At 51.9% G+C, this 20293-nt stretch carries 16 protein-coding genes; 12 read left to right on the forward strand and 4 right to left on the reverse strand.

Features of this window, described 5'->3' with window-relative positions; genetic code table 11:
* The first annotated feature begins 51 nt into the window (after positions 1–51).
* The 7 genes from ABID47_RS11815 to ABID47_RS11845 all read left to right on the forward strand — a co-directional run bounded on the left by ABID47_RS11815 (position 52) and on the right by ABID47_RS11845 (position 8809).
* Complete coding sequence (locus tag ABID47_RS11815) at positions 52–2550, forward strand: glycosylhydrolase-like jelly roll fold domain-containing protein (protein WP_354496866.1); 2499 nt, start codon at positions 52–54, stop codon at positions 2548–2550.
* Between the two features lie 379 nt (positions 2551–2929).
* Positions 2930–4423 (forward strand): spore germination protein, encoded by a 1494-nt coding sequence (locus ABID47_RS11820; RefSeq protein ID WP_354496868.1) that lies wholly within the window; start codon positions 2930–2932, stop codon positions 4421–4423.
* 10 nt (positions 4424–4433) lie between these two features.
* Complete coding sequence (locus tag ABID47_RS11825) at positions 4434–5519, forward strand: GerAB/ArcD/ProY family transporter (protein WP_354496870.1); 1086 nt, start codon at positions 4434–4436, stop codon at positions 5517–5519.
* The gene (locus ABID47_RS11830) at positions 5516–6613 is read left to right on the forward strand and encodes a Ger(x)C family spore germination protein (protein ID WP_354496872.1); all 1098 of its coding nucleotides are present in this window, start codon (positions 5516–5518) and stop codon (positions 6611–6613) included. The genes ABID47_RS11825 and ABID47_RS11830 overlap by 4 nt, the downstream gene beginning before the upstream one ends.
* A 150-nt stretch (positions 6614–6763) precedes the next feature.
* Positions 6764–7198 (forward strand): MarR family winged helix-turn-helix transcriptional regulator, encoded by a 435-nt coding sequence (locus ABID47_RS11835; protein ID WP_145156529.1) that lies wholly within the window; start codon positions 6764–6766, stop codon positions 7196–7198.
* A 42-nt stretch (positions 7199–7240) separates the two neighbouring features.
* Positions 7241–8179, forward strand: coding sequence for a ring-cleaving dioxygenase (locus tag ABID47_RS11840; protein WP_354496875.1), 939 nt, complete (start codon positions 7241–7243; stop codon positions 8177–8179).
* A 21-nt stretch (positions 8180–8200) separates the two neighbouring features.
* Positions 8201–8809, forward strand: coding sequence for a flavin reductase family protein (locus ABID47_RS11845; protein WP_354496877.1), 609 nt, complete (start codon positions 8201–8203; stop codon positions 8807–8809).
* Positions 8810–8949: 140 nt separating this feature from the next.
* Here the strand turns inward: ABID47_RS11845 and ABID47_RS11850 are convergent, their stop codons facing one another.
* Positions 8950–9546 carry a GyrI-like domain-containing protein gene (locus ABID47_RS11850; protein ID WP_354497303.1) on the reverse strand — a complete coding sequence of 199 codons (597 nt, stop codon included), beginning with the start codon at positions 9544–9546 and terminating at the stop codon, positions 8950–8952.
* Between the two features lie 161 nt (positions 9547–9707).
* On the opposite strand from ABID47_RS11850, the gene ABID47_RS11855 reads away from it, so the two are divergent.
* Positions 9708–10640, forward strand: a complete 933-nt coding sequence (locus ABID47_RS11855) for a helix-turn-helix transcriptional regulator (RefSeq protein WP_354496879.1) — start codon at positions 9708–9710, stop codon at positions 10638–10640.
* Between the two features lie 95 nt (positions 10641–10735).
* Here ABID47_RS11855 and ABID47_RS11860 read toward each other — a convergent pair whose 3' ends face one another.
* Together ABID47_RS11860 and ABID47_RS11865 are read right to left on the reverse strand one after the other, a co-directional pair.
* A complete protein-coding gene (locus ABID47_RS11860) occupies positions 10736–11731 on the reverse strand; it encodes an acrylyl-CoA reductase family protein (protein WP_354496881.1) in 996 nt (331 codons plus the stop codon).
* Between the two features lie 79 nt (positions 11732–11810).
* Entirely contained in the window at positions 11811–12680 is an 870-nt protein-coding gene (locus ABID47_RS11865; protein WP_354496883.1) for an alpha/beta fold hydrolase, read from the reverse strand.
* Between the two features lie 103 nt (positions 12681–12783).
* Here ABID47_RS11865 and ABID47_RS11870 point away from each other — a divergent pair, with 103 nt between their 5' ends.
* Positions 12784–13671, forward strand: coding sequence for a LysR family transcriptional regulator (locus ABID47_RS11870; RefSeq protein ID WP_354496885.1), 888 nt, complete (start codon positions 12784–12786; stop codon positions 13669–13671).
* Between the two features lie 303 nt (positions 13672–13974).
* On the opposite strand, the gene ABID47_RS11875 is transcribed toward ABID47_RS11870, so the two are convergent.
* Positions 13975–16260, reverse strand: a complete 2286-nt coding sequence (locus ABID47_RS11875; protein WP_354497305.1) for a helix-turn-helix domain-containing protein — start codon at positions 16258–16260, stop codon at positions 13975–13977.
* Positions 16261–16616: 356 nt separating this feature from the next.
* Here ABID47_RS11875 and ABID47_RS11880 point away from each other — a divergent pair, with 356 nt between their 5' ends.
* The 3 genes from ABID47_RS11880 to ABID47_RS11890 are packed head-to-tail and all read left to right on the forward strand — an operon-like array spanning position 16617 to position 20139.
* Positions 16617–17543 (forward strand): ABC transporter permease, encoded by a 927-nt coding sequence (locus tag ABID47_RS11880; protein ID WP_354497307.1) that lies wholly within the window; start codon positions 16617–16619, stop codon positions 17541–17543.
* A 31-nt stretch (positions 17544–17574) separates the two neighbouring features.
* Complete coding sequence (locus ABID47_RS11885; RefSeq protein ID WP_354496887.1) at positions 17575–18456, forward strand: carbohydrate ABC transporter permease; 882 nt, start codon at positions 17575–17577, stop codon at positions 18454–18456.
* Between the two features lie 39 nt (positions 18457–18495).
* Entirely contained in the window at positions 18496–20139 is a 1644-nt protein-coding gene (locus ABID47_RS11890; RefSeq protein WP_354496889.1) for a type 2 periplasmic-binding domain-containing protein, read from the forward strand.
* Positions 20140–20293: the final 154 nt, after the last annotated feature.

Consider the following 20293-nt stretch of genomic DNA (forward strand, 5'->3'; position numbering starts at 1 on the left):
GTATTTCTACAGGTATGGATTGCTGATCAACGTGAAAATGAGGTGCAGTTCATGACGGAAATCGAAAATCTTAAACAACAGTTTGCCGATCCGCCTGCTGAATTCAGCCCTATTCCTTTTTGGTTCTGGAACGATGCCCTGACCGAGGAGGAAATCATCCGCCAAATCCATGATTTTTATGCCAAAGAGGTGGCAGGCTTCGTCATTCACCCGCGGATGGGCATGCCCAGAGAGATCCCTTATTTGTCGGAGAAGTACATGGACTTGATCGAAACCGCCGTATCGGAAGCCGCCGATCTGGGGATGCGGGTCATTCTGTATGATGAAGGGATGTATCCTTCGGGCTCCGCCTGCGGACTCGTCGTGCAGCAGAATCCCGGGTTTGCCAGCCGGGGGTTGCGGCTTCAGGAGATCCCATGCGATAAAGGATCAGGCCCCGTGAGGGTCCCCATCGCGCTGTCCTCAGGGGAGACGCTGGTGTCGGCCCAAGCCGTCATCAAGCCGTCTGCAGGTGAGGCCCAAGTTGAAACGGCAATCGTGCTCGAATATGAGAACGACAGCGTGTCGTTCACGCCGCCGGCCGAAGGAAACTGGTCGGTCTTATTGTTCATCGAGACTCCATCACGGGGAACCATCCGCGGCGTTCATCCCGGACAGGACGATGGCGAGCCGGACGCTCCATTAGCGGCCGATTTGCTGAATCCGGATGCGGTGAAATGCTTTATTACGATAACGCATGAAAGATACTACCAAAGGCTGCATCGCTATTTTGGAACGACCGTATTCGCCTTTTTCACCGACGAACCGGATTTGCTCGGCCGCGGCCATATCAAGGGGCTGAAGCCATGGACGAACGACTTCCTGAATGAGCTTATCGAAGGCGGCTTTCATGAGCAGGATTTGCCGGCGCTGTGGTTCGAGACGGGAGACTCGGCTCCTTCGGTCCGCGAAGCTTACGAAACGGCGGTTCGGAACCGGCTGGGCCGCACGTATTATAAGCAAATCGCCGATTGGTGCGAAGCGCACGGCATCAGCCTTACCGGTCATCCGGCGGGAAGCGACGACATCGGGCTGCTGGAGCATTTTCATATTCCCGGGCAGGATGTCGTCTGGAGGTACATCGCCCCCGAAGACGGCAAGTCGCTCACCGGCGTGCACAGCACCATGGGCAAGTGCTCATCGGATGCCGCCCGCCACCGGGGGAGACGAAGAAACCTGAACGAATGCTTCGGCGTCTGCGGAATCGAAGGCGGCTGGTCGCTGAGCGCCGACAATATGAAATGGTACCTGGACTGGCTGTTCGTCCGGGGTGTCAATCTGATCAGCCCGCATGCCTTTTATTACTCCATCCGCGGGGAGCGCAGGGACGAGCGTCCGCCGGATGTCGGACCTCATAACATTTGGTGGACGGAATACGGCCGGTTCGCAAGGTACATCAAGCGGATGAGCTGGATGATGACGGGCGGTGTCAACGGAGCGGAGGTCGCCGTATTGGCAGGGGCCAAGCACCTGCCTTGGCAAATCGTCAAGCCGCTGTATGAGCAGCAGATCGAGTTCAATTACTTGGAGGAATCGCTGCTGAATACCTCCTGCGAGTTAGAGGACGGGACGATTGCGATTGCCGGTTACCGGTATAAAGCGGTCCTGATCGAGAACTCCCTAAGGCTTGCACCGTCCAGCCTGCAGTTCCTAAGGGCGTTTGTCGATCAGGGCGGGGTGATCATCGAATGGAGTCCTGAAGGCAAGGATAGCGCAAACATCGGCCAGGTCGCGGTAAGCCGTGCTGAAGAGGTTCCGGAAGCGCTGGAGCGCAGGCTGGGCTGGAAGCATAAGCTCGAACCCGCCGCGGAAGCGATTCGGATCAGCCGGGTGATAAAGGACGGTATCTGTTTCTATGTCATCGTCAATGAGGGCGAAGAAGGATACGAAGGTGCCTTGCGGATCAACCACACCGGTACGGCGGAATATTGGCGGCCTTGGACGGGGGAATGCGAAGCGGCGAGGACGCTTCGAACAGACGATGGACAGGTCGTTGACTTACATATAGAGCGCAGGGAATGCATCATTCTTGCCGTGGATCCGGCCTCGGATGAACAGGGGGCGAGCTTCAGATCGGAGCAGGCGAAGAGTAAAAGGGATAGGGACGTATCGGTGGAGGACTTGTCGGAGGGCTGGCAGGTGGTGGATGGTCCATGGACCGGGGAGCTCCCTTCACTGTCGTCATGGATTCATTGGGAAGGGATGGACCACTTCTCGGGAACGGTAGTTTACGAGCGGAGCCTTGAACTCGCAGACCCATCCGCGTGGTCGGAACTCCTGCTTGATCTCGGCGATGCTCATGAATTCGTTCAGCTTAAGGTGAACGGCAGGGAGGCGGGGGTCCGGATGTGGAAGCCTTACGTTTTTGACCTTGCCGAATCGGCGGTGCTTCCCGGAACGAACCGCCTGCGTGTGTCCATCACGAACAGCCTGGCCAACCGCTACGACGGCAAGTCCTTCCCGTCCGGGTTGATTGGCCCGGTACAGCTGATGAAGGTGCCGCATTATTGAGATTTTCTTTGGCAGGAAGACCTGAGTTCGTGACGGCAAGTTGTCGAACCACCATATGAAAGGCAACTCTTCGCTGCAGGCTGGTCTGTTAAGGGATAGCGGATGACGTTTCCCGCTTGGCGGCCAGCTTGACGAAGCGGCACAGCGGTTCGAGTTTGAGCCGGGACATAACTTTGATTGAAACTGACTTAAAATAACGGCAGAATCTGCTCCTCTTCCCGCGGCTGCACAGCGTCTGTGCAGCCGTCCCGAAGAGGAGTTTTCGTATTTGGCAATCCTCAGTCGCATACGATGCACAACGATTCTCAAGTATATGGCCTCCGCCAAATGGCGAGAATGATGAAAAGATTCACAAACCGTGCTGCAAGGGGACCGACAAATGTCATTTTTCAAACAACTATGGAAGGCCATGCTCAAGGATGAATCTACATCGCAGGAAGCCATTGTCGAGGCATATCCTGAAAACAACGAAAGGCCCTCTCTTCAACATACGCTCGAGCAATTTGACAATTGCGCCGATCTGGTGCATCGAACTTACCCCAAACTTCAAGTGGATATCGTGTACTTTAGTCCCATGATGGATATGGACAAGCTGACTCGCGACGTATTAACCCCGCTGCTGCAAGCTGGTGAAGATGAAGTATCCGACGTGTTGGAGCAAAGCCAATTTTCCAAAAATGAGGACAGTAAGCAAATCGTTAAAGGGATTCTTTCCGGACAGGCAGCCATCTTTTACGGGCAATCCGCCTATTTAGTGGATGTTTTCGGCCCCGAATCGCGCGCCGTTACCCAATCCGAAACGGAGACGGTCATTACGGGCCCCCATGATGCTTTTACAGAACGTGCGGGAACGAATCTGGCGCTCATTCGCAGCCGAATTCGAAGCTCACATCTGAAAGTGATCCGGTTGTCTGTGGGGGAAGTCACCAAAACGGATGTGTTTATCCTTTATATAGAAGGAATTGCAAACATGGATTATGTCCATGAGGCGATAAACAGAATTAAAGCTATTGAAATGGACGCCGTGTATGACACCTCGATGCTCATCCAATGCATAGAGGACAGCCCGAAATCCGTGTTTCCCCAATTCATTACGTCGGAACGTCCGGACGCGATTGCATCCAAGCTGGTATCCGGGCGGGTGGTCGGGCTCTGTGACGGGAGTCCTTCAGCATTTAGCGCCCCTACATCCGTGTTCGAATTTTTCTCTTCCTCGGACGATTACTACCAACGATGGATGGTCGGTACAGGGATCCGCCTGCTTAGATTCGTTGCCTTTATCATTACGGTCGCCTTCACGGCCCTTTACGTGTCCGTCACGACATATCATTATGAGATGATTCCTGAAAATCTGCTGATCCCGTTAACGGAATCCAGAAGCAGGGTTCCCTTTCCGCCTTTATATGAAGCTCTGCTGATGGAAACCACGATCGAGCTGCTAAGGGAAGCCGGCGCCCGGCTGCCTACTAAAATCGGGCAAACCATCGGTATCGTCGGGGGTATTGTCATCGGGCAGGCAGCCGTTCAGGCCGGTCTGACAAGTAATATTTTAATTATCGCCGTGGCGATCTCTGCGATCTCCTCCTTTGTTATTCCCAGTTATGCCATGAGCGGCTCGATTCGAATCATCCGTTTCGGAATCATAATATTGGCAGGAATTTGGGGGAACTTCGGGATTGCGATCGGTTTCACCGCGATCATTATTCATCTTGGGGGAGTGCTCAGCCTCGGTACGTCATATTTAACTCCCGTTGCCCCGTTTAAGTTTAGGGATTGGAAAGATACGTTTATCCGGGCTCCATTTTTTATCCTGGATGAAAGACCTACGCAAACCAAGACTCCAAACCGGATAAGACAAAAGCCCAGAAGGTAGGTGACGGCTCATGAAGGAGAAGTTATCTGCGTTTCACGCCACCATATTAATCTATATGACCCAAGTCGGCGTATTCAGCTTCAGCCTTCCCCGAATGCTTGCCCAGCATTTTGGAACGAACGGTTGGCTTGCGATATTCATTTTGGCGGCCTTTGTATTTCTGAACACCGCGATCATTGCTGTTGTTTATCGGCTGTCCAAAGGGAAATCCGTCTTTGAAACGCTAGAAAGGTCGATTCCCAAAATCGTTCTGTTCCCGATTTACCTTTGTTTATGCTGTTTCTGGGTAACGATCGGCTGTTTGGCCGCGAAGGAGTACATATTTATCTTTCAAATTATCGCTTTTCCTTCGACCCATCCGATGATCTTTATGTTTATTTTTTGTATGCTCGCCTATTTATTGATTAATAAGGGGATTTACAATATTGCCAAAGTTTCGACCGTTTTTTATATCATCACGGTGTGGATCCTTTTTTTGTTCTTTTTTTACTATCATGACTTTAAGTGGACCCGGCTTACGCCTTTCATTTTTCAAGGTGGAAATCCAGACAAAATCAAAGGGTTTTTCGATGTGTATCCAGCTTTTCTCGGATACGAGCTGACCCTACTGCTTTTTCCATATGCGGACAAAAAAACGCATCTCATGCGGTCGGCATTTATAAGCAGCGGGCTGGCGACCATCGTGTATGCGTTCATTGCCTTCGTCTCTTTTGGCTTTTTCGGTTTGGGCTATCTGAAGGTGCTGCAATACCCGATTCTGGTCTTGTTTGCTTATGTTCACCTTCCGCTCATTGAACGCATTGAGAATCTGCTTTACGGTTTTCTCTTGTTTACGACCATGATCACGACGGTGATGAACAGCTGGGCTGCCGTTGAGGTCGGGAAAAGGATGTTCCCCAAATTAAAAACTGCCGTATTAAGCTTTTTGATAATATTGTTCGGTTATGTGATCTCCTTTATCCCGGAAGTGCTGATGGAGGCTCAAAGGTGGCTGCATTACGCGGCTTACATCGAAATCGGTCTTGCTTTCGGCTTCCCGATTGCTTTGATCTTGTTGTTGCTTATTCAACGGAGCAGAGGTGAATTCCAATCATGAACAAAAGATGGCCCGGATTATTGTTGACCCTTGCAATGCTTACAGGATGCGACGATCAGCACATATTGGAGAGAACCGGATTTTGCCACACGATCAGCTACGATCTTTTGCCGGACCATAATTTTAAAATCGGACTGAGCGTACCCAAGGCAGATCCGAACTCCAAGACGGACCGGGAGGTGCTGCAAGCTATCGCCCACAGCAGTAAGGACTCACAACCGAAATTGGTCAGACAAACCAGTCTGCTGCTGGTTAACGGACAGCTGCGGAACCTTCTCTTCAGCCTGCCTTTAGCCGAGGGCGGTCTCTTGGACCAAATGGATACGCTGAGCCGAGATCCATCGATTCCGCCTAAAGTCAAGATTACTCTGGCTGATGGCGATGCCTATGATTTGCTTAAAAAAAATTACAAGGAGCACCCCCGAACCGACCGGTACATTTATACTTTGCTGGAAAAGGAAGCGGCGTATCAAACGGTGCCTGAGGCTACCCTGTACGAATTCATACGGGATTATTACGATGACGGAATTGATCCGATCGCTCCCATCATCAAAGACGCGGGAGATACGATTACGGTCTCCGGCGTAGGACTGTTTAGAGGGGACAGATATATTACCAGGATCAAACCGGATGATTTGCACATATTGGCTTTGTTACGACATAATCTGCGGCATGCGGATATGACGATCCATCTGGCTTCGGAAGGACAGCACAAAGAGCTGATCACCTTCAACTATTTGAAGAGTGACCGGAAGATCGATGTTCTTCGCGACAAGAGCGGCAAACCCGTGGTGATGATTCATATCAAGGCGTCCGGATCGGTGCTCGAGTATATCGGAAAATTGAAGCTGCACAGTGATGCGGACCGAAATACATTATTGCAGCAGGCAGCAAGGCATCTGGAGAGCAGAGCCGAAGAGATGATCAAGTTTATGCAGGATAACAAGGTGGACAGCATCGGAATTGGTGCTTATGTGCGCAACAGTATGAGTTATGCTTCCTGGAAGAAACTTGACTGGTATGAAGAGTATGCTCATCTTACCGTGAAATGCAAGGTTGATTTAAACATCGTTAACTCTGGACAAACCCTCTAGAAGCGGCTAACTGAGGCAGGGAAGGGGTTATTCAGAAAGACGAAAAAAAGGGGGTTGACACCAACCGCATTTAAGCATAGAATTGTCTCATAATCAAATATCTCAAATTAAAGACAAATGAATTTAAGGTTTTTGAAGGGTGGGAATCGGATGCAATCAACATGCAAAAATAAAGCGTACCTGGCGTTAATGCAGACCTCTAAAGAAATCCAGGAATGCATTAGAGCCGAGCTGGCGAAAACCGACCTTCACGTTACGGAATTTTCAGTATTGGAAGTTCTCTACTTCCATGGTAAGCAGACGATCCACGAAGTGGCGCAGCGCATTTTGGTGTCAAGCGGATCCATGACGTATGTGATCGATAAGCTGGAGCGCAAGAACATGCTCAAACGGGTACCGTGTCCTGACGACCGCCGGGTGATCCATCTGGTTCTTACCCGCGAAGGGGAAGCGTTCATGCAGTCCATCATGCCAAGACATCAGGAGCGGGTGGAGCAGCTGTTCGGATCACTGTCTGAAGAGGAGTCGGGAACCTTCGTACAGCTGCTCGGAAAAATCAAGCATCAGCTTCATGTGCAGGTTTAATCATTCGATCTAAAATAATGAAGATCACGGGAGGAATTTAAAATGAGTAAAAAAACGATGGGAATTCACCATATTACAGCCATTGTGGGTCATCCGCAGGAAAACGTCGATTTTTATGCCGGCGTATTGGGGCTTCGCCTGGTCAAGAAAACGGTCAACTTCGACGATCCGGGTACCTATCATTTGTACTTTGGCAATGAAGGCGGCAAACCGGGGACGATCATTACATTCTTCCCTTGGGCAAACGCGTATCAGGGCAAAATCGGCGACGGCCAGGTTGGAGTAACGTCTTATGTTGTGCCTGCCGGTGCGATGTCCTTCTGGGAAAAACGGCTGGAGCAGTTTCAGGTTCCTTTTACAACAACGCAGCGCTTTGGCGAAACGTACTTGACGTTTGACGATCCGCACGGACTCCATTTGGAAATCGTTGAGCGGGAGGAAGGCGAGCCTAATGCCTGGAGCTTTGGCGGCGTAACTGCGGACGTTGCGATCAAAGGATTCGGAGGCGCGACCCTGTATTCCGCGCATCCGGAGCAGACGGCGGATTTGCTGGAGAACGTGATGGGTCTGGAACTCATCGGCAAAGAAGGGGATTTGGCCCGGTATCGCTCTACTGCGGATATCGGCAACGTCATCGATCTGAAGCTGGCCTCGGCAGGCCGCGGCCAGATGGGGGTCGGAACGGTTCACCATATTGCCTGGCGGGCCAAAGACGATCAGGATCAGCTGGACTGGCAGAGCTATGTTGCTGACAACGGCTATCACGTGACGCATGTGCGCGACCGCAACTACTTCAATGCCGTCTATTTTAAAGAGCATGGCGAAATCTTGTTTGAAATTGCCACCGATCCTCCAGGATTTGCCCATGACGAGTCTTTGGAAACGATGGGACAGCAGCTGATGCTGCCGGCGCAATACGAACCTCATCGCGCTGAACTTGAACGGGTTCTGCTTCCGTTTGAAGTCAGAACACTGGACTAATTGAAGGGAGGGGCAGCCCGCATGATATCCATCGATCCTGGGGCCCAGAGCGAAAGGGATAACTACAAGCTGCTGATTGGCAGCATCATTCCCAGGCCGATCGCGTTTGTGACGACGAAATCACAGGATGGCGTATTGAACGGAGCGCCGTTCAGCTACTTTAACATCGTGTCCAGTAACCCGCCGATGATTTCCCTGTCCATTCAGCGGTCAGACGGCGGGCTTAAGGATACGGCCAGAAACATTCGCGACCTTCAGGAGTTTGTCGTTCATATCGTGGATGAGCAGAATGTTCGGCAAGTGAATGAGACGGCAGCCAAGCTGCCTCCGGACCACAGCGAAATCGAAATAGCCGGATTGACGCCAGTCGAAAGCACCAAAGTCTCTGTTCCGGGCGTCGCCGAAGCCAAGATCCGGATGGAGTGTGTGCTCGAACAAGCGCTTGAACTGGGCGGAAAGGATTCAGACGGATGCGACTTTATCATCGGCCGAATCGTTCAGTTTCATATCCAGGAGGATTTGTACGAGAACGGTAGGATCGACGCCCGTCGTCTGGCTGCGGTTAGCCGGCTGGCCGGCAACCATTACGCGCGGATCGGGGACATTTTCACGATTGAGCGCCCGCAGTAAGTTTGCTTGGATGAAATTGACAAAATGGCGGTGCAGGGGGTTATCCCTGCACCGCCATTTTTGACTTCCCGTCGATTGCCGCCTCCTTTGGCAAATTACGGGCAAGCGAAGTGATCCGACCTCAAGGCTCACCTTCTGGTTTATGTTGTGCCCTTTCTTACCGGGTGTCGTAAAATGGTCCTTGCCTTCTCCGGAGGGATGCTCATGATATCGGAAATATAAATTTCATGATGAAGCCCGTTTTGTACCAGGTTATGGTCCTTCATAAATGCCTCAATCAAATCCACGGTTTCCTGCTCCCGATCATAGGGGCCGTTATGCATCATTTGCACGCATTTACCCTCATTGATCGTTTCTAGGACGACAGATTGAATGAGCGGATTGTCCATGATCGCATTTATTTTGGTCCTCTCCCAATGGCTCTCTGTCACGTAGTCGGGAACTCGTATGAGCAGTTTCCAATACCATTGCTCCATTGGCACTTCCCGAACAGGCTTATTGCCGTCCACCCACCAGAGCCCCTCCAGAACCGGCACGATAAAATCTTTGCCTTCCTTCATCATCAGTAATTTGACTCCGTATGCAGAGGTGTGAAGTGCTTGTACAGCAGCCAGGTGGGCAGATCCGCCAGGGGCACCCTGATCGGAAATTGTAAGATAAAGGTTGCTTTCAAGCTCAATCAGTTCGGGGTGATCCGGAGCGTGATAATACTTGTTGTCTGTAATCATTAGATTCATCAAGGTTTGCCTCTCCTTTCGTTTAAGGTGCAGTGACATTGTACTATACCGTTTACGACATCATTATGTCATTAACTGTTCGGGTTTTTTAGGCCAACGTTTTGTGTTTTAATGAGTGTGTATTGAACTATAGTGTGAAGCGGAAATGGAGGACAAGAGCCTTGAAAATCGACAGGCTTCTTGCTATCGTGACGCTGCTGTTGGGGCGCGATAGAATAAGCGGCAAGGAACTCGCCGAACGTTTTGAGGTATCGGTCCGAACGATCTGCCGAGATATCGATGCAATTAATAAGGCGGGTATCCCTATCGTATCCTATACGGGGATCGCTGGGGGTTACGGACTGATCGATCATTATAAACTAGACCGTCAGCTGCTGACTTTTGAAGAACTGTTTGTGATTGAGACGGCCCTGAACGGGATGCTTTCCTCGCTGGATGATCAGAAGATCCAACTGTTAATGGATAAAGTACAAGCTCTTATCGTAAAAGCGGAACGTGATCAAATGCAGGAGCATAAGCAGAAAATGATCGTAGACTTTAATCCGTGGGGGCACGGACGATCGGAACAAGACATTATAGAACGATTGCGCGGAGCCATTAAGGACAACCTGATGGTTGAATTTGATTACCCAGACATGCTTGGCGAATATCATGCTCGTAAAATAGAACCGATGACGATAGCATTAAAAGGTTATATTTGGTATGTGTACGGGTATTGTACGACTCGGAAAAATTATCGAATCTTTCGATTATCCCGAATAAACAACCTGCGGATTACCTTAGAGAGCTTTGTTCGCCGAAATAAAACGATCGAGGATTTAGAGGCTTTATGGTACGATCGCGGTCCGGTTACTCATTTGGAGTTACATTTTCAGCCGCAGGTAAGAACGAGAGTACAGGACTACTTCAAAGCGGAATCGATCACCCCTTTACCTGACGGCTCACTTCAAGTTAAAGGGGAATTTCTGGAGGATAGTTGGCTATATGATACGATTCTAAGTTTTGGGCCGAATGTCCTCGTATTGGAACCTGAACACATAAGAGCAGAGATTGCCGATCGAGTACGCAGAACTGCTCAATTATATGATAAGTGATTTAACTCCTAACAATTGAAAAGACGTGACCGGATGGGTCGTTAACAGCGACCAGCGTTCCAGTACACGTCTCACGCTTTACGATGACATGCTGCTCAAGTCAGGTTCACGATAGCCCGGCCCCGCATGCGGCCTTGAAGAATTTGAGTCAACGCATCCGGCAGATCGGACAGCGCAATCTCGTGAACGACGGAATCGAGCATTTCTTCTTCCGGCAGCCACTCGGCCGCGACCCGTCCCCATACTTTGCGCCGGAGCTCCATAGGGCACTGCACCGAGTCAATGCCGAGCAGATTAACGCCGCGTAAAATAAACGGAAGCACCGATGAGGCGAAGTCCATTCCCCCGGTAAAACCGCTGACAGCGACAGAGCCTCCGTAACGGACCGATCTTAGGACATGAGGCAGAAGAGCCCCGCCTACCGGATCGACCGCACCGGCCCACCGCTCCTGATGAAGAGAGCGTCCTTCAGGCAATTCCAGCTCCTGGGGCGAAATGCATTCGGCTGCGCCTAGTTTTTTCAAATACTCGGCTTCAGCGCTTTTGCGGGAGCTGGCCGTCACGTCATAACCCGACCGCGCCAGCATGGCGACGGTCCAGCTCCCCACGCCGCCGGTGGCGCCGGTCACAAGCACAGGGCCTTGGCCGGGAGCCAGTCCGTTCTCCTCCATCCGGTGAATGGATAAGGCAGCGGTGAACCCGGCGGTGCCGACCGCCATCGCTGCCTTCGCCGACATACCCGGCGGCAGGGGGACGACCCAAGCAGCGGGCACCCGCGTTATTTGGCTGAAGCCTCCCGGATGGGATACCCCCAATCCGTATCCCGTAACGAGGACTTCGTCTCCCTCACGGAATGCCGGGTCAGACGAAGCGACGACGGTTCCGGACAAGTCGATTCCCGGGATATGCGGGTAACTGCTTACGATATTACCTCCAGGGATGCTGGCCAGCCCGTCTTTATAGTTCACGCCTGAGTATGCAATGCGGATCGTTACGTCCCCTTCCGGCAGTTCGTCCAGCGAATAGCCCCGTACTTCCGGCTTCAGCTGTTCCCCTTTCCAATCTACCGTTAATGCTTGATAAGTGTTCATTTTTGATGCCGCCTCTCTTAAATAATGATGGATGATTTGCAGAAAATTAAGCACTGAGCATGGATGCAGCGTTTCGGATTCAGCTCGGTCCGATCGAATCAACAAACTGTTTGAGTTCCAGATTAAAGCGCTCGGGCTGATCCCAAAAGACCGCATGCCCTGCTTCTTCATACAGGGATACCTTGGAATGGGGGATGATTTCAGCGGTTCGCCGGCTGGCTTCAAGCTTCACGGTACAATCCTCGGCTCCGTGTGTGATCCGAACGGGCTTCGTCATCGATGACAATACATCGTCGTTCGTGATCTGCCTGTTAAAGATTCCTTGATGTACGAATGCCGGAACGACCACATTGGATCCGAGAAAGAGATAGTGTTCCTCGCGGGTCAAAGTGTGATAAAACACGCTTTGCTCCAGCCACTGGTCCAGCGTGTTGATCCGAACCATCGGTTCGTCAGAGAAGAGGCTCGCCGACATGTTCAGCGTGTCGCTTCCCATATCGGCTATTAAGGCTTCCCTGCCCAGCCGGGTTAAGGCACCCGCAAACAGGATACCTCCAATTTCGTTCTCTCCGTATTCCCGGATATAGTCGAGAAGGGGGATTCCCGCGAATGACCACCCGACCAATACCGGTTGAATCAATCCCATCTCTCGGATGACTGAATGAATATCCTCCGCCCACAGCCGTCCGTCGGCATACCCTTGCGCCGGTTTATCCGATTGCCCGTGACCGCGAAAATCCATCGTTACCAGGTGGTAATCCAGGGCAAGCTCCGAATGAATCTGCTTCTTCCAACACAAGCTGCACTGCGATCCGCCGTGCAGGAACAGCATCGGGCGGCCATGGACATTGCCCGATTCCTCGACATGGAGCTTAACGCCGCCGCCCCCAGTTACCTTAAAAGACACAGGCTGCCGTAAGTGGTTTAGCATCTGCTTATCGAACGTCATCTGCGATCCCTCCTTATAGTTAGAATCGTATCCTTGTTCATTCATTTCGTCTAATTTATAATTCGTATATAAATCATGCATAAATGTAATGGATGAGGAGGGGATGAAAATCGAGTGGCAGCAGATTGAGTATTTTATTGCGGTGGCGAAGCTGCAGCATATGACGAAGGCGGCACAGCAGTTATCCCTGTCCCAGCCTGCCTTGAGCCGTTCCATCGCAGGCTTGGAGAAGGAGCTGGGCGTGGCTTTGTTCGAACGGAGCGGACGTAATTTGGTCCTGAACCGGTTCGGGCGCCTTTTTCTGGAACGGGCCGAACTCGCTTTTCGTGAAATTGAGCAAGCCAAACAGGAGATCGCAAATCAAATTAATCCGGAGGCAGGTGTGATTTCCCTTAGCTTCCTGCATACGCTCGGAGCTCAGCTGATCCCGAGCCTGCTCGGTTCCTTTCGGGAGCGTTATACCGACATCCGTTTTGAGCTTCATGAGAGCTCCAACCAACAATTGCTTACGCTCATCTCCAATCACGAATGCGATTTCGGCCTTTCCACGCCCGAGCTGCTGGATGACAAGTTCAACTGGCATTTGCTCGGCATGCCCGAATTATTTCTGGCCCTTCCGCAGCATCATCGGTGGAGCAGCAAAAGCCAAATCAGTTTGGAGGAGTTGCAGGATGAGCCTTTTGTCGGTTTAAAGACGTCCTGCGGGTTAAATTTCACCATCAACCAATTGTTCGAAAAAAAACAGATTCGCCCGAACACCGTATTTGAAGCGGACGAATTGGATACGGTGGCCGGGCTCGTTTCTGCGGGTTTTGGAGTTGCCTTGCTGCCGAAGACGATAGGTGTTCAAAATCATCAATTGCACTGGGTGAAGGTCGATGACCCGGCATGCAAGCTTCCGATTGGCGTAGTATGGAAAAAAGACAGGCCGCTTACCCCGGTATCGGAAACTTTTCTTGACTTCATCCGCGAAAAATACCCCGCCACGTGACACTTTCCCTGCTTTTCTTTAGGATATAATTAGCAAAATGAACCTAAGGCGGATTTTGTATTGTTTATCAGCGCAACTGTGCTTAACTTGCTGCCGGGCCTGCTGGTCGTTCAGGATATCGGGGTCTAGCATTTAGTCGCAGAAACATCAGTGTACACAGCATATGGATTAGAGCAGATTTTTATTGTTTGCGATATGTAAAAATCAAGAAAAAACAGCCATTCGCCTGTATATAACCGGCAATTGGCTGTTTTTGTGTTGGGTCAACATGCGAAAAGAGCGGAGCGCCGCATCCAGGTTCCGCTAACCGCTTTGGCTGGTGCTCTGAAGCCAATGCCTTTTGCGGTAGGCACCCGGCGTGATGCCGGTCACCTTTTTAAAGGTCCGGTTGAAAGAGGTGATATTGAGGTACCCGACCTGCTGGCTGATTTCATTGACGGTCAGGCTGGTGCAGGCGAGCAGCTCGCGCGCCTTTTCCATCCGGATGCCCTGCATATGGTCGCTGAAATTCAAGCCGGTCTTGTCTTTGATATAGGCGGATAAATAGGTGCTCGTCAGATTGAATTTGGCCGACAGGTAATCCAGGGACAAATCCTCTGCGTACTGGGTCTGCATGACCTTCAGCAGCTTGGAGATCAGCGGCTCTTCCCGCGCATCCCACTTGGAACGCAGCAGGGAGCAGGACGCTTCGAGCAGCTGCCGGAAGACTTGTCGGTAATCGGTGACGCACTGGCAGTCCTGCAGCCCGCGGGTCCACTGCTTCAGCGACTGAATCTTCGTTGGTTCCACCTGGGCGGCTTCCACGAAGTAGATTACCCGCGAAGCGATGGAATCGGCGAAGAAGCGGAATTGGCCGATGCCGGCTTCCTTGCGCCGCATGAAGTCCAGCGCCTGGTCGATCAGCTGCAGGCAGCGGGCATCCTGGCCCGATTGCAGGGAAGCGGTGAATTCGCGCTCCTGAGCCGGGCTTAGGGATACGGAAGCGGGAAGGGAGCGGCTGCCGGTAATCAGCTGGGCCTCCTCGACCAATTTGGCCTGGGCCGTCCACGACCGCAGCTCATGGTAAGCCCGGCTGAACTCCGATACCTGGTGGATATCGCCGCTGACGGCAATGCTGACCAGAATCTGGTCCTTCTCCGCCTCCAGCATGCTGCGGATCTCTTCCAGAAAGGCATAAGTCGAGCTTGAGGATGCTCCCTTAATAATAGATATAATTTCATTTTTCTCCAGCTGGAACGTATGGGAGCCCTCGAACTGCCCGGTCGTCAGGATATGAATATGGTCCAGCAGATGCCTGACGGCTGTATCGGCGTGCACAGGCAAATCTGACGTATGCGACAAGCGGAACCGGATGTGATACAGCACCACGACATAGCGTTCGTCCGCCGTCAGGAAGTCCTTCCATTCGTTGATATCCGTGTTGATGTTTTTAAGGCGGCTGATATAGGAATAGCTGGTCAGTACAGACCGCTGCTGTTGGAGCTTGGCCCGGATCTCGTTTTTGTCCCGCTGCAGCTCGTGGATCCTCTCCGCGATCAGATCATATTCCACCGCGCCCTTCCGCAAGGGTGCAGGGGCTGCATCAAAGGGTTTATTGTCCAGCATGGCGGACAGCATGCGCTTGACGGGCGTATGCAGCTTGCGGCTGAGGAGGATGGAAACGCCTACAGAAACGGCTAACGTCAGCATGAAGATGATCAGGACGGTCCCTGTCACCCGGCTGAACTGCGAGGAGACATGCTTGTAGGGTACCGCCGTAATATAGGTCAGCCCTTGGTCCGACGATGTTTTGAAGTAATAGGTATCGTCAATGAGCATCTGCAGCTGTCCCGGCTTGAATTCAGGCAGCGTATCCATGCTGATTTTCCCATGCTGATACAGCAGGTTTCCCTCCGGGTCCATGATTCCAACCGTCCGGTTCTGGGTGTTGCCGAAAAATGAACTGGCCGCTTTCTCAATATCGATCAATGCGATCACCTGATACCGCCCGCCAGGCGGCTGGTAGACGTAAGGCAGCAGCTGCTTGGCATCCGGCACCGTGACATTGACGTGAAACGGCGACGCCGGCAGCAGCCGGAACGTCTGCGGATCAGACGGATCGGAGGCGGCCTGCCAGAAATGCTGCGGGTATGCGGAGCTGGCATACAGATGGCTGAACAGGTAGGAAGCGCTGCTGCTTCCGGATTTGCTGAGGGCAAAATCTTTTTCGTCAAAATAAATAATGACGTCTTCCAGGTAAAAGAGGGGGTTGTATACATCCCTTCTCATTTGAAGAATCACGCTTCGGGCTTTGAGATAATCGATGTTTTGGCTCTCGGCGCTGTGAAGCTGGCTGTTAAAGCCGATCAAGTCCTCCTGGTTGTACAGATCGTACAGCAGCACCTGCAGACGCTGGAGCTGATTGGTGAAGCGGCCTGCCGCATCGTGCAGATCACTTTGGTTTGACTGGATGATTTCTTCCTGAAGCGTTCCTTTAAACATATGGTAAATGGCCGTATAAACCCCGCCAAACAGCAGGATCAGCGCAAGAAAACTAACAAAAATCTGGACGAACAGCGAGCGCCTGCGTTCTTTGATCCAGCTAATCATCACCGCTTAAGCTCCCTTCAAACCATTTTGGCATGGATACCTATCCCATTAATGTAACGGCTCACTATTAAGCCGATTGGACGCGGATGTTAAGAGAACGTAAAAATTGTATATGCAAATTTTATGATTTAGTTTGATTATTCATGATTTCCGGACTGCAAGTTAGAAGAGTTGAGAGATAGGTAAGCATCTTGAAAATTGTCCATAGCGGCGCGTGGCAAAGCTGTGTCATGATGCATTCGTGTCAGATAGCGTCCAGCATGGGGCATGAATCTTGCACAGAAGATCAAGGGGGAGGGAAATTCGTTGTGGACAGCCAAACGGCGGTGAACAAGATGGCCGGCAAGGGCGGCAACATGTATAAGAAAAACGGACGAGGGAGCAGCCGGGCGGCGGCATGGCTCCGGAATTGGCAGCTGTATCTGTTGATTGCCCCGGTTCTGGGTTACTTTATCGTCTTCCACTATATTCCCATGTACGGCGTGCAGATCGCATTCAAGGATTACATCGCCTCGAAAGGCATCACGGGGAGTCCTTGGGTCGGGCTCAAGCATATCGAACGCTTTTTTGACAGCTTTTATTTTGCGCGCATTCTGTGGAACACGCTCGGCATCGGGGTGTATGAGTTGATTGCGGGTTTTCCGGTTCCGATCGTGCTGGCGCTCCTGCTGCATGAGGTGCGTTCATCCAAGTTCCGGCGATTCGTCCAGACGGTGACTTATGCCCCGCATTTTTTATCGACTGTGGTTGTGGTCGGCATGCTGATGATGTTTCTGTCTCCGGTCAGCGGGCTCGTCAATGCGGTTATCGTATGGCTTGGCGGACAGCCGGTTGCTTTTCTGACCGAGCCGTCATGGTTCAAGAGCATCTATGTCTGGTCAGGCGTGTGGCAGAGCATGGGCTGGAGCTCGATCATTTATTTGGCCGCCTTGTCCGGGATTGACCCTCAGCTTCATGAAGCGGCCAAGGTGGATGGTGCCGGCCGGCTCAAACGGATGTGGCACATCAATTTGCCGGGCATCGCGCCGACGATCGTCGTTCTGCTCATTTTGAACATCGGATCGATCTTGGGCGTCGGTTTTGAAAAGGTGTTCCTGATGCAAAATTCGCTCAATATGGAAGCGTCGGACGTCATTGCCACCAACGTATACCGCAGCGGCATTTTGGGGGCGCAGTACAGCTATTCCGCGGCCGTGGGGCTGTTTAATGCCGTCGTCAATTTCGTGCTGCTCCTGACCGTAAACCGGATCGCGGGTAAAATGGGCGGAAGCAGCCTATGGTAATCTTGACTAGACAACGGAAGGAGGGTCATCCATGCTGGAGACCAGGTCCGAGCGGATCACGGGAATAGGCATCTATGTTCTGTTAGGGGGTGTCACCCTGATCGTTCTGTATCCACTGTTCTTCGTGCTGATCGCATCGGTCAGCAATCCCGGGTCGGTGATACGGGGAGAAGTATGGCTGTGGCCCAAAGGGTTCTCGCTCGTTGGTTATGAACGCCTGTTTGGGAACAAGGAGCTGCTTCGTGGCTTTATGAACACGGTCATGTATACGGTTGTCGGAACCGCGCTCAATGTGGTGATGACCGTGGCCGGGGCGTATCCGCTGTCCCGCGCGGACTTTAAAGGCAGGCACTTCTTTACGTTCTTGATCGTGTTTACGATGTTTTTTGGCGGCGGCATGATTCCGACATACCTGCTGATCAAAAGCCTCGGGCTGCTCAATACGTTCTGGGCCATGATTATTCCGTCCGCCGTCTCGGTATGGAACATTCTGATCATGCGCACGTTTTTTCAATCCTCCATCCCCAAGGAAGTTCAAGAAGCGGCTTTCATGGATGGATGCTCCAATATTAAAATTTTGCTCAAAGTCGTACTGCCCCTGTCGGGACCGGTACTCGCGGTCATGGTGCTGTTCTACGCGGTCGGACATTGGAATGCTTACTTCAGCGCGCTGCTCTATTTGTCGGACCGGGATTTGTACCCGATGCAGCTGTTTCTGCGCGAGATTCTGGTACAGAACCAGATGCAGGAGATGGTTGACATCAGCGATGATACGCTGGCCCGCAGTCTGATGGATGCCGAGGCGATCAAATATGCGGCGGTCATTGTCACGAATCTGCCGATGCTCATTCTTTACCCTTTTCTGCAAAAGTATTTCGTCAAAGGTGTCATGGTTGGTGCGATTAAGGGCTGATCAGGTTCAAATCTTAAATGTTAACGGAGGAGATGGAGTATGGGAAAACAAAAACGGCTTCATAAGATGAGGGGCAAATGGGGACCGCTCACGCTGTCGCTCGTTCTGGCTGCGGGTTTGCTGAGCGGATGCAGCGGCAGTGCGTCGGAAGGCGAAGCGGAGAACAAGACCGACAAGCTGGCGAATCTGAACGAAACGGGCATGCCGATCGTGAAGGAACCGATTGAGCTGACCTTTTTCACAGGCAAGTCGCCGACTAACGGCAGCAAATTTGAAGATACGCTGATTTGGAAAACGTACAGCCAAATGTCGAATGTCCAGGTGAAGTTCAATCTGGTGCCGTTTGAAACGCTGACCGAGAAAAGGAACCTGGCGCTGGCGGGAGGCGATTATCCGGACGTCTTTTATTCGGCGCGCGTCGGATCGGCTGAGCTCGCACGGTATGGGCAGCAGGGCGTCTTCATCCCGTTAAACAACCTGATCGATAAATATGCGCCCAATTTCAAAAAGCTGATGGAGAAATATCCGGACATCCGCAAAGGGCTGACGATGCCGGACGGCAACATTTATTCGCTTCCGTCCTTCTATGACCCGGATCTTCTCTCCATGCTGATCGGCACGCCGCTGTGGATCAACCAGGATTGGCTGAAGAAGCTGGGGATGGAGGAACCGCAGACGACCGAGGAATTTTACAAGTACCTGCAGGCGGTCAAGGCGACGGACCTGAACGGGAACGGAAAGCATGACGAGATTCCGTACAGCGCCGGCGGCGTCACGTCACTGATCGACCACATGAAAGGGGCGTGGGGGCTTGGCACCAGCGGCCTCGGGCATAAGCTGGTGGATGTGGACCCTGGGACAGGCAAGCTTCGCTTTATTAAAACAATGCCGCAGTACAAAGAGGTGCTGCAGTTTATAAGCAAGCTCTATAAGGAGGGGCTGATCGATCCCGAAATATTTACGATCGAGGGCAGCGCCTTGAATGCCAAGGGTCAAGCCGGTCTGCTCGGTTCAACAGTCGTGCCGAACCCTGAAACCGTGATGGGGCGCAAGGAATTTACGGGACTCGGGGCCTTGAAAGGGCCGCATGGCGACCAGCTGTATGCCCATGTCAAAGTTCCGATGGTGCATGTCGGCGCTTTTGCCATTACCAATAAAGATCCGTATCCGGAAGCCACGATCCGCTGGATGGATTACTTCTACAGCGATGAAGGCGCCAAGCTGTATTTCATGGGCAAGGAAGGTGAGACGTATACCAGTGACGCGAGCGGCAATTTGAAATACGTGGACGAAATCACGAACAATCCGGACGGGCTGACGCAGGACCAGGCATTGGCCAAATACTTCACCTGGCTGGGTGGAAGCTATCCTGGCTTCGTGACGGAGAAGTATTTCAAAGGGTCGGAGACGCTCCCGAATTCCATGGCCGCGGCCGAAAAAGCCAAGCCTTACGCGGTGAAGAACATCCTGTATAACTTTAACTATACGCCGGAGGAGACGGAGGTCATGTCTTCCATCGGCAAGGACATTGAGGATTACACCGCGGAAATGGAAGCAAAATTCATTAACGGCTCCGCGTCTTTCGATCAATGGGACGGGTACGTCAATAACTTGAAGAAAATGGGACTGGACCAGTACATGTCCGTGTATCAGGCGGCTTATGATCGGTATCAGGCGGAATAAATCAATCATACAAAGCTTGGGATTCTTCCGGGAACAAAGATGTCAGGTACACAGTAAAATAGTTTCATCTTCATCGGGGAAGAACCGGTCAATGGCCGGTTCTTTCTTCTGACTATCGGCGGATTGTCAATGATCAGGGCCGGTGCTATGGTAG

The organism is Paenibacillus favisporus, assembly GCF_040545415.1.
GTDB lineage: Bacteria > Bacillota > Bacilli > Paenibacillales > Paenibacillaceae > Paenibacillus_AQ > Paenibacillus_AQ favisporus.